This is a genomic window from Nocardia sp. CA-120079, from assembly GCF_050955745.1.
Lineage (GTDB): Bacteria > Actinomycetota > Actinomycetes > Mycobacteriales > Mycobacteriaceae > Nocardia.
This window is the reverse complement of sequence record NZ_CP192088.1, coordinates 3,055,864-3,069,891: the sequence shown is the minus strand read 5'-3', so window position 1 is coordinate 3,069,891 and position 14,028 is coordinate 3,055,864. Positions and strand designations below refer to the sequence as shown.

The window sequence follows — 14,028 nt, the reverse complement described above, 5'->3', positions numbered from 1 at the left end:
CATGACCCGCGCAACCGAATCGACCCTGTCGGGAAGGTCGTTCCTGCCTGCCGCACTCGAGATCGCACTGCGTTGCCCAGCCCGATCCGACTACATCGAACTGCGCTTCACGACCTCGGCGGGCCCCTGGCAGTGGTGCTTCCCCGAGCCGCAGCACCGATACGCCGACCCGAGCGCCACCACCTCGATCGCGCTGGCATTCGGGCGATACGGCGCACAGGCGCATCTGATTCGAGCAGGTGGACTCGGCCCCGCCCTCCCGAGCTCCGCGGCCCTGCCACTGATCCTGGCCGACGCCCGAATCCTGGTCGAGCGCAGACTGATCACCCCCGGCTCATTCCCCCTCTCCGCCAAAGGCCCTGCTGCATAATGAAATACGGTGCACTGCCCGCGTACTCGTCACGGGCAATGGAGCAAGCACACCCAGTGGAAGATCCACGGCGAGAAGCTTGTAGACGAGAACCGGCACATCCGATTATCGACCGTCGACGTCGAGTTGCCCGATGGCGTGAGGTTCACCCAGTACGTGGCGCGGATGCCCCGCTGCGCAATGACGCTGGTCGAATTACGCGGACCGGCGCTATGCGATCCGCGAGTTGAGCACGCGGTTCCCATCGGGGTCCACCCGATACAGCGGGTCGCTGCGGCCAGGCTCGGCACAGCGGACGGCGTTGGTGTAGAGGGCCTTCGCGGGTAGCCTGAGTTACATCGGGATGTTTCTTCGGCACTGCTAGCCCTCCATGCTCGACGTGACGGCTCGAGCAGCCCTGAATGCCCTCATTGGGGGCGGCTTAGGCGCAGGCACCGACACGCCGACGGCCTGACGCCCAGCTTGTTCCCGGCGACCCGCGAGCGTCCCTACAGCGTCCCTGAATAGGCTGATACGGGACGGACAGAGGCAATACGGGCGGTCATAAATATGCCTCTGAACGCGCACGACACGGACGGAGCGTTCCGGGGCCTCGAGGCGCAACCCACTCCTTGGGAGCATCAGCGGTAACGCATGGGACACGCTGTGTCCGAAGCCCAGTAGCGCAAGGACGGCGGAGGTGGTTCCCGGCAGGCGACACGGCATCGAGAATCTAGCTAGAATTCTGTACAGTTACGGTATGTCCATCCTGCGCAACACTCATGAACTCAGCGTTTCCGACGCCGCGCAGCGAGGCGTCGCGGGACTGGTAGCGGATGCCGAAGGTGGTACCGATCTGGTGGTCACCCGTCATCACCGGCCGGTTGCCGCCGTGGTCAGCATGAATCGGCTCGCTGAACTGGATCGCGCGGAGTCCGACCTGCGTGACCTTGCGCTGGTGCTCGCCCGGGCCGCGACCGACGGCGGGAACCGAACGTCACTCGATGATGTACTCGGCGCCTTCGGTCACACAAGGGAATCCCTCGCCGAAGTCGATGACCACGAGTAAGCCGATGGTCGAAGTCCTCTTCACCGATATGGCAATCGACGACCTTCGAAAACTCGGCCCCGATGCCGTGCCCAAAGTCCTCAAAAAGATGCTCCTGCTGCTGGATTCACCGCAAGCCGGCTATCCACTCGGCGGCGAGTTGACCGGGTTTCGCAAGCTTGTCGTTGGCCGCAACACCTGGCGGATCGTGTACCGGGTCATCGACCAGCAGACCATCGAGATCTGCGAGATCTGGGCGATCGGAGCACGCGCCGACTCCGAGGTATACGCGGAAGCAACTGCCCGCATCGTCGCGGCCGCCGGTCGGCTACCGGAATTCAGCAAGCTCGGCGCAGTGGTCGAGCGACTCGGCCGCAGTGCCGAATCGCTCGTAGTTCCACCGACACCGATGCGCGAACCTGTCCCCGATTGGCTCGCACAGCGATTGATCCACACGGTCGGTATGGCTCCCACCGAGGTCGCGGCACTCGGTCTCGAACAGGCCGTCGACCGCTGGGCCGAATACACCTCGCGGCCATCAACCTAACCCGGCCGAACACGATCCTGGCCTACCGGCTCCACCCGTCGACGCGGGGCACGTCCCTCACCGCGTCCCAGCGGATGTTCGCCCGACCAGCACGATCCGAAGCGCTGGCCCTTCGACTGTCAAAGGGTTCGGGTTGTGGAGCGTTAGGCCCGGCATATCGCGTCGACCAACCGGCACCGGTGGAAGCAATCCAGCCGCTTGACTCGCCGGAGTACCGGGTAGTGCCTACGGTTAGTCAGATGCTGGGAGCGGCTTGGCTGCCTTGAGTTCCAGCGCCTCGCCATCGATGGCGGGCATGCCGGGACCTGGTTTGGTGCACAGCAATTCGACTGTTGCGGCGGCGTTGGTGTAGCGCTTGCCTATCGCGGTGCCGCCGTTGGAGGTGGCTGGGGCGACGGCATCATTCTTCTCCGCTGCGGAGAGGACTGCGGGGGCGCCGCCGATGGTGAGTTCGATCGGGTCCGCGGGGACTTTGACGACGATCAGTTCTGTCGAATCGACGGAGCTGAAGACTCGTGTGCCGGGTTTCAGGGACAGGGCCATGGTTCCTACCTCTCTAATGTGCGCTCAGGTCCTCGAGCACGAGCCTGCGCAGTAGCTTTCCGGTGTCGGTGTGCGGCAACGATTCTCGGAAGACAATTGTTTCCGGGGTTTTCGAGCCGCGTAGGCGCGACCGCACGAGGGTGCGTAGTTCGTCGTCGGTTGCGACGGCGCCTGCGCGGAGCACTACCGCTGCGGCGAGGGTCTGGCCCCATTCGTCACTCGGCGGGCCGACCACGCATGCTTGGGCGACTGCTGGGTGGGATAGGAGGACTTCTTCGATCTCTGCGGGGGCTATGTTCTCGCCGCCTCGGATGATCGTGTCGTCGGCTCTGCCTTCGATGTACAGGTAGCCGTCGGGGTCCACGTGGCCTTTGTCGCGGGTGCAGAACCAGCCTTCGGCATCTAGCAGGCTGCCGGTGGCGTATTCGCCGGAGATCTGTTCGCCGCGTAGGAAGATGATGCCTGATTTACCTGGGGGCAGGGTTTGGCCATTGTCGTCGCGGATCTCGATTTCGATTGTGGGGAGGACCTGGCCCGCCGAGGACAAGCGCGCTTGGATCAGTGGGTCGTCGGAATGCAGTGCGGCTCGGTGGTCTTCGGGGCCGAGGACGGCGATTGTCGATGCTGTTTCGGTCAAGCCGTAGGCGTTGACGAATCCGACGTCGGGGAATCGCGTAAGCGCCTCGCGCAGTATGCGTTCGGATACTTTCGCGCCGCCGTACGAGAGGGAGCGCAGTGTCGGGAGCGGCGCGCTGTCGAATCCGGCGACCGCGTCCACGATGCGCGCCAGCATTGTCGGGACCACCATCGCATTGGTTACGGCTTCTGTGCGGACCGTGTCGAGCCATGCCGATGGATCGAAGGCGCGCAGGTACACCAGTCGACGCCCGGCGAATATGTTCGACAGCATGTTCGCGACGCCTGCGACGTGGTAGGGCGGCACTGAAACCAGTACTGCCTCTTCGGGATCGGCGCTGCCGAATTCGACGGTACTCAGGAGGTAGGCCATGAGATGGCGGTGCCGGAGTAGCGCCGACTTCGGGGCGGCCGTTGTGCCGCTGGTGTACAGCACGACCGCCACCGCGTCGTCTTCGAACCGCGGATCCAGGGGCGGCACGTCGGCGGGCAGACCGGCCAGCCAGTCATCGAAGACGAGTGCGCCTGCTGTCACTCGCGGCGCGGTCACAGCATCGGCCAGCACAAGTGCTTCGGGCTGCCGTTCGATCAAACTGTTCAGTTGAGTGTCGTCCAATCGGTAGTTCACCGGCACGAACGGCACCCCCGCACACGCCGCCGCCAACAGGGCCACCGGCAGTAGCGGATGGTTCTCCCCCGCGTACACCAGCGCGGGAGAATCGCGCAGTGTCGCTGCTCCGCCCTTCACCAAGGCGCCGAGTTCGGCCCCGGTCACTCGCCGGTCGGCGTCGCCCAACAGGATACGGTCGGCGAAGCCCGACTCGATCATCTCGACCATCGCTGAGAGATGCATGTCTTCACCAACTTTCGGAATGCATGGTGGGGATGGATCGGGACGGGACGAGCCGGTCGCTGATGCCTCGTTCAGCAGAGTCGAGTACGAAACACGTCATTCCGGCACGCTTTCGGCTCGCATCCACATTCCCGCGATGGCCCGACGGCTTCGCCGGATGCCGGAATGACGAAGGGCGGTGCCGCACAGACGTTTCGGCACCAGACATCAGGTCACCTCGGCGTCCGAAGAGGCGTGATTCGCTGCGACATAACCGAATACCGCTGAGGCGGCGATACTCGCCCCCGCTCCGAGGTACTTGCGTCCCATCACAGAGGCAGTGCAATTGCCGGTCGCGTACAGCCCGCTGATCGGCTCCCCATCGGCATTCAATACCCGAGAGAACTCGTCACAGAGCAACCCGCCGCTGGTACCGATATCGCCGGGGTAGAGCGCGGCCGCGTAGAACGGCCCCTTCTCGATCGGACCCAGGCTCGGATTCGGCTGGTGGGTGCGGTCACCATAGAAGCGCTCGTGGTCGCCCTCGCCGCGATGGAAGTCCTCATCGACGCCGGTTTCGGCGAATCCGTTGAACCGATCCACAGTCTGCCGCAACGCATCAGCGGGAATATCACATTGGCGGGCAAGTTCTTCCAGGGTGTCAGCGCGCTTCAGCACACCGCCGGTGATCAACTCCTTCGGAGTCCAGCCCGCGGGGGCCATCCCGAACGGATAGCGCGACCGGTGGCGCGAATCGATGATCAGCCAGGACGGAATCGCCGCGCTGTTCTCGCGGTGCCGCGCGTACATCTGCTGACCGGCTTCCTGATACGAGCACGCCTCGTTGAAGTATCGGAGGCCCTGCGCATCGACGATGAGCGAGCCCGGCTTGCATCGTTCGGACAGGCACATGCCGGGGGTACCGTCGGGCGTGATCCACGAGGGCATCCACCACGCCTCGTCCAGCATGTCGGTCGCGGCACCGAGACCCGCCGCGATCCGGATTGCCTCGCCGGTGTCCCCCGGATTGGACGAGGTCCATTCGGCACCGACGGGAAGCCCGTCCGAATGCTCCTTGCGCATCGTCTCGTTGCGGGCGAAACCGCCTGCGGCGAGCAGGATTCCGTCCCGGGCACGCACGCGCACATCCCGGCCGTCGCGATGGATGACGGCACCGACGACCCGGCCGTCCTCGACGACGAGGTCGGTGAGCGCGGACTCGGTCCAGATCGGGATCTCACGGCGCAGGAGCGCGTCGACCAACCGGGCGATCAACGCCGCGCCGTTGGCCGCCAGCTGCTGTCCGCGAATGCGCCCGCCGACGGTGCGCCGCCCGACCCTGGCCATGGTGGCCATACCAATTCGCGTGCGCATCAACGACATCGGCGCCGCCTCCACGGTGTAGATCACCATGCCGCCGGCGAAGCCGGGCCGGATCCGGTCGCACCACGCTCCGAGTTTCTTCTTGTCGAAGATCTCCGGTTCGATCGATCGCCCGCGCGCAGAGCCGCCTTCGATGCCCCGGACCCCGGCGTAGTAGTCGCTGTACCCTTCACAACGCCGAAATTTCAGTCCTTCGGATTCGAGGAACCCGACCATCTCGACTCCGGAATTGATGTATGTCAGTCGCCGGGCCGGAGACGATGCCGGACCCGCATCACCGACAACGGAGTCGAAATAGGCCAGGGCGGTGTCGAGCGAATCGGATACATCCTCGCGCTGCATGAGTGGATTGTTGGGCAGCCACATCACACCACCCGACATGCAGGTCGATCCGCCGAGCAGGTCGGACTTCTCCACGACGAGAACATCTTTGCCGAGGGCACGGGCGCGCAATGCGCCGACGACCCCGGCACCGCTGCCGACGACCAGGAAATCGGTCGTGTGGTCCCAGTCGTTCATCACTTTCCCCTGCCCATTGCCGGCGCCTGCCCGATGACACCGTCGTTTTCCAGTGCGGCGATCTCGGATGCACTGAGTCCGAGTCCCGTCAGCACTTCCTGGTTGTGCTCGCCCAACAACGGCGCGTGGCGCGTATGCCACCGTTCGGGGCCGTCCGACAGCGTGAACGGCACCGTGCTGTGCCGGACCGTCGGGTTCACCGGATGCTCGACGTATTCATAGAAACCGCGCGACTCGAGCTGCGGCAATTCGGCGACGCGATGCGGCTGCATCACCTTGGCCACCGGAACTCCAGCATCCCAAAGGATTTGGACGATCTCCCCCGCGCTGCGCTGCCCACACCACGCGGCGAGATTCTTGTCTATGAGGTCGTGCTGCTCGCGACGCCCACTGGCCGTGGACAACTCCAGCTCCATCGCCCAATCCGGCCGACCGATCGCATCGCGCAGACCCGACCATTGCTCATCGGTGGCCACCGCGACCGCGACCCAGGAGTCGTTGCCGCCGTATTCGTCGATATCGGCGGTCCGGTAGAGGTTCTGCGGCGCCGCCTCCGGTCCCCGATTGCCGTCGCGCACCAGGAGTTGCCCGTATGCGGAGTGCTCGATGACCTGTTCGGCGGCGACGTTCATCGCGGCGTCCACCATCGCCGCCTCGACGAGCATGCCCGCGCCGGTCCGCCGCCGATGTTCCAGCGCGAGCAGCAGCGCGTTGAGGGCATGCAGACCGGCATTCGGATCGCCGATCGAGAACGGCTCGACCGGGTTCTGATCGGGATGGCCGGTCAACCAGGTGAGTCCGGACGCGTCCTCGATGATGTAGGCGAAGGCCGGGTTGTCCCGCCACGGCCCGTCGAGGCCGAAGCCCGGCATCCGGACCATGATCGCGTCGGGGCGCAGGCTGCGCACCTTCTCGTAGTCGAGCCCGATCTGCTCGAGCACCCGCGGGGTGTAGTTCTCGACGATGACGTCGCAGCTCTGGATCAGCCGGTGCAGCACCTCGATACCGCGCTCGCTTCGGAAGTCCAGCGTCACGCTTTTCTTATTGGTGTTCAAGCTCGAGAATATCGGCGAGCGTTCCCACCACTGTTCCTCGCTGAGCGGGACACCGGCGATGAGCCGGGTTCCGTCGGGCCGGGTGGTCGACTCGACGTGGATCACTTCGGCACCGAGCATGGCGAGCAAGTGCGTGCAGGACGGCCCGGCCCAGAACGCGGTCATATCCAGCACGCGAAGTCCGTTGAAGGGCAACCCGTTCGCGGTGTCTCGGCGAGCGGCCGGGGGTGTGGCGCGATACCGTTCCCCGTGCTCGTCGAGGCGCGGGGCGGGGCGAGGCGCGGGCGGTGGCTCGGATCCCAAGCGGAACGGCGGGGCGGGTTGGGTGTAGCCGTCGCGGGGGTTGGCCACAAATGATCCGCGCGCCCGGTAATGCTCCATCTCGGCGATGTTCTCGCCATTGGCCACCAGGGAATTGGGAATTCTGAAGGCCGTTGCCAGCTCCCGGATTTCGGCCACGGTATGCTCGGCGAACCACGGGGCGATCTCACTGGCCAGGTCGCCCGCTCGCCCGCTGATCGAAAACGGCGCGCTCTCATCGATCCACTCCGGATGCCCGACCATCGCACACAGGTCGAACCACTGCTGCGCGGTCCCGCATCCGACAGCCACCATTCCGTCCTTGGCGCTGGCCACCCCGGGCACCATGAGCCCGCGTCCCGGCCGCATCAGCCGACCGAGCGCCTCGAAGAACGTGACGGAATAGTAAGTGAGACTGAGAACCTGGCTCTCGAGCACGGACAGGTCGACCAGCTCGCCCGCGCCGGTGTCGAGGGTCCGCACCCGCGATGCCAGGGTGCCTGCCGCGGCATATGCCCCGGCAACCCACTCGCCGATTCGGCCTCCGACATAGACCGGAGCACGGTCCGGCGCGCCCCGACCGAGCCCGATGATCCCACCCGACCACGCCTGCAGCGTGAACTCGGTAGCCGGTCGGTCCTGCCAGGGACCGTGCAGACCGAATGGGGTGATCGAGGTGACCGTCAGATGGGGATGGCGGTCATGAATGGCTTCCGGAGTGAACGACGGATGCTCCGCGACGCTCGATCCGCGACTCCAGACCACCGCGTCCGCCGACGCCAACAGCCGGTCCACGAAGTCGATCTCATCCGGATCGGCGACGACACTGTGCTTCGAGCACGCGAGGAAACCGAACAGCGCGCCGTACGCGCCGGCCGGGATTTCGGTGTGCGATGCCGACCAGCTTCGCAGCCGATCACCTTCCGGTGCTTCGACTTTGACGACCTCAGCCCCGGCGTCTGCCAGTAACTTCGTACAGTAGGCTCCGGCGATCCCACTGGAGAAATCGATGACCACGTAACCATCGAGCGGTTCCACGAGCTAGTCCTTCCGCTCCCGAGCGCGCTTGCTCAGCCGCCATTCCGGCGGGAATTTGCTGTCGTTGTCCTTGACCGCGTTATTGATTCCGCGATTCATGGCCTGGTCGAACATCATGTCGTCGGTGTCGGGCGCCGCGAAGCCGCCGACCGTCTCGAAAAGTCCGCTGATCATGCTGCCCAGGTATTCGCCCTGGTACTGCTTCATGAACTCGAAGAAGGACTTCTGCATGAACACGGTGTCCGTCGGACGGTTGCTGGCACAGGCCTGTGCGTACTTGTCCACTTCCGCTTCCAGTTGGTCCCTCGGGACGACGCTGTTGAGGAAGTTGCACTGGTACATTTCGGCGGCGGTGAACGCCCGCCCGGTGAACACCATTTCCTGGAACTTGCGCAGGCCCATGGTCTGCGCCCACCACCACATTCGCGGCGCCCACCCGACGTAGCGGAAGGCCGGATGCCCGAACAGCGCGTCGTCGGAGGAGATCACCAGATCGGCATCGGCGGCCTGATAGAAGTGCCACCCGTAGCAGTAGCCCTTCACCTCCAGGATGCTGATCTTCTTGAAGTCCTGGAGGCTGCGAATTCCGGAGTGGGAGTTGGCATACCACGAACTGAGCGTCGCGCCGTGCCGGAACGAACCCTGGGGCGGATAGGTGACTTCGTCGGCGCCGATGCGGAATTCGGCGAGTTTCGGCCCCTGATCGGGGCTGGTGTGCGCCGCCATGAACTCCGGCAGGTCGGCACCGGTGCCGAGATCATCGCCCTCGCCACGGATCACGAGCACCTTGACCTCGTCGTCGACACTGGCGCGGTGCAACAGGTCGGCATAGCGCACCCGGGCGGCGATGGTCGGCGCATTGAGGTGGTCGGGCCGGTTGAACGTGATCGTGGCGATCCGGGTCTTGGGATCCTTCTCGTAGCGGATGATCTCCTCGGCCGAGGGCACGGACTCACTCATTCGCTGCTCCAATTGCGATGCCCGCATTGCTGTTCCACGACGGGCCGGAAGTCAGCACCTCGGGTCCGTCGGCAGTGATCAGCACCATCTCCCGTCCGAAGACGGCGCCGATGCCCTGCTCCCAGACGTAGCCGGTGACAGCGAGCACCATCCCGGGTTCCAGGTGCTCCGCGGCGGCGGTGGCCGGAAGTTGTTGCGACACAACGGGCGCATCGAATCCCAGCCCCAGCGCATGGGCCACCGGCAGCGGCGGCAACGGTTCACCGGCAGCCTCGTAAGCGCTGAGGAATTCGGAGGCGAGCCGACCCGGCCGACAGGCGGCGAGCAGGCGAGACCACAGCTGATCCCACCGCTCGTAGAGGGCACTTGTGCCGTCCTTCGGCGCCCACGTCGGCCAGGTCCGGCCGACCTGGGCGATGTAGCCGTTGCCGATGACGCCCGCGGAGAAGGCCACCAGGTCACCGGCCTGCGCGCGCCGGTCACCGGACGCGCGCCGCCACGGGTGATCCGGTGCGGTCACCCACGCGGCGTCCTGGGTGGCCGGGGTACTCATGCCCCCAGCCGCCATCGCCTGCAACATGACTCCGGTCAGGGTCTTCTCGGTGACCCCTGGCCGCAGTTCGGCGACCGCCGCCGCCAGGCCCGCTTCCGCGATGCGGATCGAATCCCGAAGCACCACAATTTCTTCGGGAGTCTTGATCCGCCGGGCGGCACGCATGGCCTGTTCGCCGTCGACCAGTTCCGCCTGGGGAAATGCCATGGGCAGGAACTGGGAGAACAGCGGGGACAGGGCATCGGTACCCACCCGCCTGGCGGTGGCGGCACCGCCGATCTGGCGCAGCACCCCCACGAGGTTGAGCGGATTCCACATGATCCCGTACAGGTTTTCGTGCGGAATATCCTCGGGAACGCCTTCGTCCCAGGTGCTCAACAGATGAATGTCGCCGGTTTCGCGGACGAGAACGCATCCGGGACCGAACGGCCTGGTCCCCGCCGTCCAGAGCTGCGGTGTACCGGTGACATAGCGAATATTGGCCTGCCTGCCCAGTACGAGCAGGTCGAGGTCGTGGGCTTCCATCTGGGCCAGCACGCGCTCCCGTCGCCCGAGACGGAGTGCGCGTTCGTCGGCCAGGATTTCAGTTGCCATAGGGCGCATAGGTGTAGTCGGTCAACGGAATGAAGCCTTCCTCGGTGATCACGATGATCTCCTCGCTGCGGTAGCCCCCGGTGCCGTCCTCCCACACCACCGGTTCCAGCACCACCACCGTGCCCGGCGCGAGGACGAAGTTCTTGTCGAAGTCTTCGCCCAGATCCGTGCCGATCATGGGCATCTCGGCGGGGCCGACGCCGATGCCGTGCCCCAGATAGAAGTGGGGCAGCCAGGGCCTTTTACCGCCGTTGGCGTCGATGGCCGCCGTGGCCAGTTCATTCAGCGAGGCTCCGGCGCGAGTCACCGCGAGCACCGCGTCCAGGATCTCCCGCCATCTGGTGAATTGCGCCTGCTGCCTCGAGGTCGGGTCTTGCCCGACCACCCAGGTCCGGCCGAAGTCGGAGCAGTACCCGCCGTAGCTGATGCTCACGTCGGTCCACAGGACATCGCCGCGCGCCAGCTCGCGTTCGGTCGTCAGCAAAGGCAGCGCGAGATCGTCGTGTACGGTCCAGACACCCTCTGCCTTGCTTTCCGGCATGACCTGCCAGATGGGGTCGAGGATATTGGCGGTGGCGCCGAGTTCGAACGCCCGCCGCACGAAGGCCGCCGACAGGTCGATCTGCCGGATTCCGGGTGCCAGCGCCGCGTGGACATCGACCATCGCGGTATCGGTAATCCGGCACGCCGTGCGGATGCAGGCCAGCTCGTCCTGGGTCTTGACCAATTTGGCCGCGCTGAGCACCAGGGCGGCGTCGGTGGGCGACCCGGACGGGAACAATTTCTGCTCCGCGCGTCGCATCGCACCCGTCGACTGGTCCACGGCCACCCGCGCCCCGTTGGGGATGAGCTCGGCGAGGATCCGCGCGAAATCCGTTACGCCTTCGTCGAATTCGAGATAGACCGGTCCGTGGACATAGTCCGCGGGCAACTCCGTTTCGGTGGCCGCGCCCTCACGGAAGGGCATGAACAAATGCGGCCACTCGTCGTCTACCAGAACCACCGCGACCGGGCACTCGATATGCGACAGGCCGGCGTCGCCGAGCGGCCAGCTCGCTCCCGTCGCATACATGACGGATTGATCTTCGACCAGGACCAGCGCGTCCACGCCCTGCTCCGCCATCGCCGCCCGCAACCGGGCTCCGGTTTCGCGCCGCATGCGGGCGCGATCCGGTTCGTCCGGAATCCGGATCGACGTCCCTACCGCTGTCGGAGAATTAGTCATTCGATACCCAGGAATTTCTTGATATTGCCGCTGACGATTTGCGCTGCCTGCTCCGGGCCGACCGCGTCGATTACCAGCTGCAGCGACTTCTCCGAATAGCCGAAAGTGCTTTCGTTGTGCGGGTAGTCGGTGGACCACATCACGTTGTCCACGCCGATCTGGTCGATCAGCTGCAAGCCGAGCGGATCCACCATGAAGGCGGCACTCATGTGCTTGTTCCAGTAGTAGCGGACGTCGTGCTTCAGTTTCGGCTCGCACATGTGCAGGTAGGACGCGTACAGATGTTCGCCGTCCTGCAGTGCCGACGGAACCCAGGAGATCCCGCCCTCGAACCAGCCGATCCGAAGTTTTGGATGCCGGTCGAGAATTCCGGAGAAGATATACCTGGCAAACATCTCTCGGAACGAGTCGACATTGACCATCATCCCGACCACGAGGGTGTTGAACTCGCAGGGAGCCTTGAGCCCGGTCTCCCCGATGTGATGGGAAATGGGCACGCCCGACGCTTCGATCTCGTCCCACACCGGGTCCATCGCCGTACTCGCGTAGTCGATCTGGTTGCCGTCGGCGTCCGTACCCGGGTTGAGCGGCAGCAGGAAAGTCTTGAGCCCCAACGACTTCAGCTCTTCCAAGGTCCGGCGCGTACCCGCCGGATCCCACCAGTTGATCAGGCCCGCGGCGTAGAACCGTCCCTTGGAGCGCTCCTGCAGGCCCGCCATGTACTGGTTGTAGATCCGGAACAGACGCTCACGCATTTCCTTGTCGGAATGGAAGAACAGCGCCAGAACGGCGTTCGGGAACGCCAGTTCCTTGTAGACGCCGTCTTCGGCGAGCTGCTGAATGCGGGCCTCGAGATTGCCGCTGGCCGCGCCGACGAGGTCGTCGTACTGCATCAGGACGGCACTGAATTCGGGCGGCAGGAACGAATGTCCGGCTGCGCCGACCTGATAGGCGCCTTCCTCATACCAGATCCGCGGCGCCTGAGCCTTCAGCTCCTCGGGAAGATACTGGAAGAAAATATCGTCCGAGAGAGAGATGTGATTATCGGCTGAGAACACCTCCGTCCCCGCGGGCAGACCCACGTCACCGGTGGCGTGCCCCTGCCGGTTCTTCGGCGCGCCGTAGCCCTCGGGTGGGTATAACGAGATGTTCTTCGTCGGGCTTGACATCACTTGCCTCCATGCATCTTGTCGGAATTGGTCACCACTCGACCGGCAGCTCATAGACCCCGAAGGCCAGCCGGTCGTGCTTGAAGTCGATCTGATCGATGGTCGTCGCCAGCCGCAGCGTCGGAATGCGCCGGAACAGTGTCTGGAAGACGATCTGCAGCTCCGCGCGGGCGAGCTGCTGGCCGACGCATTGGTGCCGCCCGTGTCCGAATGCCATGTTCTGATTGGCATTCGCCCGGTCGGCATCCAGCCGGTCCGGCTCGTGGAAGGTATTCGGATCCCAGTTCGCGATGGCCAGGTCGATGATGATGCCCTCGTCGGCGCGGATCACCTCGCCACCGATTTCGATGTCCTCCATGGCAACTCGCCGCTGCCCGGTATGGATGATGCTGAGATACCGCAGCAGTTCCTCGATGGCGTTGGCGAGCACCTTCGGATCGTCGGTATCGCGGATGATCGCCAGCTGTTCGGGATGCTCCAGCAGGGCGAGCACGCCGAGACCGATCATGTTCGAGGTGGTCTCGTGTCCGGCGACCAGCAGGCCGACGCCCTGCATCGCGGCTTCCCATTTGTCGATCTCACCGGCCTTGACCCGCTCCGCCAGATCCGATACCGCATCCTCGGCGGGATTCTCGGCCTTGACCTCGGTCAGCTCCGCCAGATAGTTGAGCAAGCCGAGGACATTCTGCTGCGACTCCTCCGCAGTGGTGTAGCGACCGAGTCCGACATCGCTGTGGCGCTGGAAGAATTCGTGGTCGGCATACGGCACGCCCAGCAGTTCACTGATGACCAGCGACGGCATCGGCAGGGCCAGCGCCGCGACGATATCGGCCGGTTGCGGACCGGCGAGTATGGCGTCGATGTGCTCGTCGGTGATTTTCTGGATCACCGGCCGCAACGCCTCGACGCGCTTGAGCGCGAACGGTTTCGTCAGCATTCGCCGGTACCGGGCGTGTTCGTCCAGGTCCCGGTTGAACACCGATGCCGGGCGCGAGTCCGACATCGCCTTCATACCCTCGTTCCAGTGCGGGAATCCGGGGCGACGGTCGTCGACACTGACCCGCGGATCGTAGAAGAGCGACCGCGCTTCGGTGTATCCGGTGATTACCCACGGCTCGCTGCCGTCCCAGATCCGTACTCTGCTCAACGGTTTCGCGGCCGCCATATCGAGCAGCTGCGGTGGCGGCGCGAAGGGGCAGCGCATCGAGCGCTCCATCGGATACTGGGGCACGGCGGCGTCGGTGGCGGTTCCGATCGATGTTTCGGACATGGTCTCC

The 14,028-nt window shown here is 64.9% G+C and carries 12 protein-coding genes; 3 read left to right on the top strand and 9 right to left on the bottom strand.

Annotated features, from left to right (window positions below; translation table 11 throughout):
* Position 1: 1 nt before the first annotated feature.
* From ACQPYR_RS13895 to ACQPYR_RS13885, 3 genes are all read left to right on the top strand, one after another.
* Positions 2-370, top strand: coding sequence for a hypothetical protein (locus ACQPYR_RS13895; protein WP_433632078.1), 369 nt, complete (start codon positions 2-4; stop codon positions 368-370).
* 739 nt (positions 371-1,109) lie between these two features.
* Positions 1,110-1,418, top strand: a complete 309-nt coding sequence (locus ACQPYR_RS13890; RefSeq protein ID WP_433632076.1) for a hypothetical protein — start codon at positions 1,110-1,112, stop codon at positions 1,416-1,418.
* Entirely contained in the window at positions 1,405-1,944 is a 540-nt protein-coding gene (locus tag ACQPYR_RS13885; RefSeq protein ID WP_433632073.1) for a type II toxin-antitoxin system RelE family toxin, read from the top strand. Before ACQPYR_RS13890 ends, ACQPYR_RS13885 begins: the two co-directional genes overlap by 14 nt.
* A 231-nt stretch (positions 1,945-2,175) precedes the next feature.
* On the opposite strand, the gene ACQPYR_RS13880 is transcribed toward ACQPYR_RS13885, so the two are convergent.
* The 9 genes from ACQPYR_RS13880 to ACQPYR_RS13840 form a co-directional block, all read right to left on the bottom strand.
* On the bottom strand, positions 2,176-2,487 hold the full coding sequence (locus ACQPYR_RS13880) for a hypothetical protein (protein WP_433632071.1): 312 nt from the start codon (positions 2,485-2,487) through the stop codon (positions 2,176-2,178).
* Positions 2,488-2,500: 13 nt separating this feature from the next.
* Positions 2,501-3,976, bottom strand: coding sequence for a class I adenylate-forming enzyme family protein (locus tag ACQPYR_RS13875; protein ID WP_433632068.1), 1,476 nt, complete (start codon positions 3,974-3,976; stop codon positions 2,501-2,503).
* A gap of 207 nt (positions 3,977-4,183) precedes the next feature.
* Complete coding sequence (locus ACQPYR_RS13870; protein WP_433632066.1) at positions 4,184-5,857, bottom strand: FAD-binding protein; 1,674 nt, start codon at positions 5,855-5,857, stop codon at positions 4,184-4,186.
* Positions 5,857-8,250 (bottom strand): CaiB/BaiF CoA transferase family protein, encoded by a 2,394-nt coding sequence (locus ACQPYR_RS13865; protein ID WP_433632063.1) that lies wholly within the window; start codon positions 8,248-8,250, stop codon positions 5,857-5,859. The genes ACQPYR_RS13870 and ACQPYR_RS13865 overlap by 1 nt, the downstream gene beginning before the upstream one ends.
* 3 nt (positions 8,251-8,253) lie before the next feature.
* Complete coding sequence (locus ACQPYR_RS13860; RefSeq protein ID WP_433632060.1) at positions 8,254-9,210, bottom strand: enoyl-CoA hydratase/isomerase family protein; 957 nt, start codon at positions 9,208-9,210, stop codon at positions 8,254-8,256.
* Positions 9,203-10,357, bottom strand: a complete 1,155-nt coding sequence (locus ACQPYR_RS13855) for a M24 family metallopeptidase (RefSeq protein ID WP_433632058.1) — start codon at positions 10,355-10,357, stop codon at positions 9,203-9,205. Before ACQPYR_RS13855 ends, ACQPYR_RS13860 begins: the two co-directional genes overlap by 8 nt.
* Positions 10,347-11,582 carry a M24 family metallopeptidase gene (locus tag ACQPYR_RS13850; protein ID WP_433632055.1) on the bottom strand — a complete coding sequence of 412 codons (1,236 nt, stop codon included), beginning with the start codon at positions 11,580-11,582 and terminating at the stop codon, positions 10,347-10,349. Before ACQPYR_RS13850 ends, ACQPYR_RS13855 begins: the two co-directional genes overlap by 11 nt.
* Positions 11,579-12,751, bottom strand: a complete 1,173-nt coding sequence (locus ACQPYR_RS13845) for an amidohydrolase family protein (RefSeq protein ID WP_433635126.1) — start codon at positions 12,749-12,751, stop codon at positions 11,579-11,581. Before ACQPYR_RS13845 ends, ACQPYR_RS13850 begins: the two co-directional genes overlap by 4 nt.
* Positions 12,752-12,782: 31 nt before the next feature.
* On the bottom strand, positions 12,783-14,021 hold the full coding sequence (locus tag ACQPYR_RS13840; protein WP_433632052.1) for a cytochrome P450: 1,239 nt from the start codon (positions 14,019-14,021) through the stop codon (positions 12,783-12,785).
* Positions 14,022-14,028: the final 7 nt, after the last annotated feature.

Coding starts and splice junctions, on each gene's coding strand:
- ACQPYR_RS13880 (WP_433632071.1), bottom strand. CDS start 2,487: ATGGCCCTGTCCCTGAAACCCGGCACACGAGTCTTCAGCTCCGTCGAT.
- ACQPYR_RS13885 (WP_433632073.1), top strand. CDS start 1,405: ATGACCACGAGTAAGCCGATGGTCGAAGTCCTCTTCACCGATATGGCA.
- ACQPYR_RS13875 (WP_433632068.1), bottom strand. CDS start 3,976: ATGCATCTCTCAGCGATGGTCGAGATGATCGAGTCGGGCTTCGCCGAC.
- ACQPYR_RS13845 (WP_433635126.1), bottom strand. CDS start 12,751: ATGTCAAGCCCGACGAAGAACATCTCGTTATACCCACCCGAGGGCTAC.
- ACQPYR_RS13840 (WP_433632052.1), bottom strand. CDS start 14,021: ATGTCCGAAACATCGATCGGAACCGCCACCGACGCCGCCGTGCCCCAG.
- ACQPYR_RS13850 (WP_433632055.1), bottom strand. CDS start 11,582: ATGACTAATTCTCCGACAGCGGTAGGGACGTCGATCCGGATTCCGGAC.
- ACQPYR_RS13860 (WP_433632060.1), bottom strand. CDS start 9,210: ATGAGTGAGTCCGTGCCCTCGGCCGAGGAGATCATCCGCTACGAGAAG.
- ACQPYR_RS13870 (WP_433632066.1), bottom strand. CDS start 5,857: ATGAACGACTGGGACCACACGACCGATTTCCTGGTCGTCGGCAGCGGT.
- ACQPYR_RS13890 (WP_433632076.1), top strand. CDS start 1,110: ATGTCCATCCTGCGCAACACTCATGAACTCAGCGTTTCCGACGCCGCG.
- ACQPYR_RS13855 (WP_433632058.1), bottom strand. CDS start 10,357: ATGGCAACTGAAATCCTGGCCGACGAACGCGCACTCCGTCTCGGGCGA.
- ACQPYR_RS13895 (WP_433632078.1), top strand. CDS start 2: ATGACCCGCGCAACCGAATCGACCCTGTCGGGAAGGTCGTTCCTGCCT.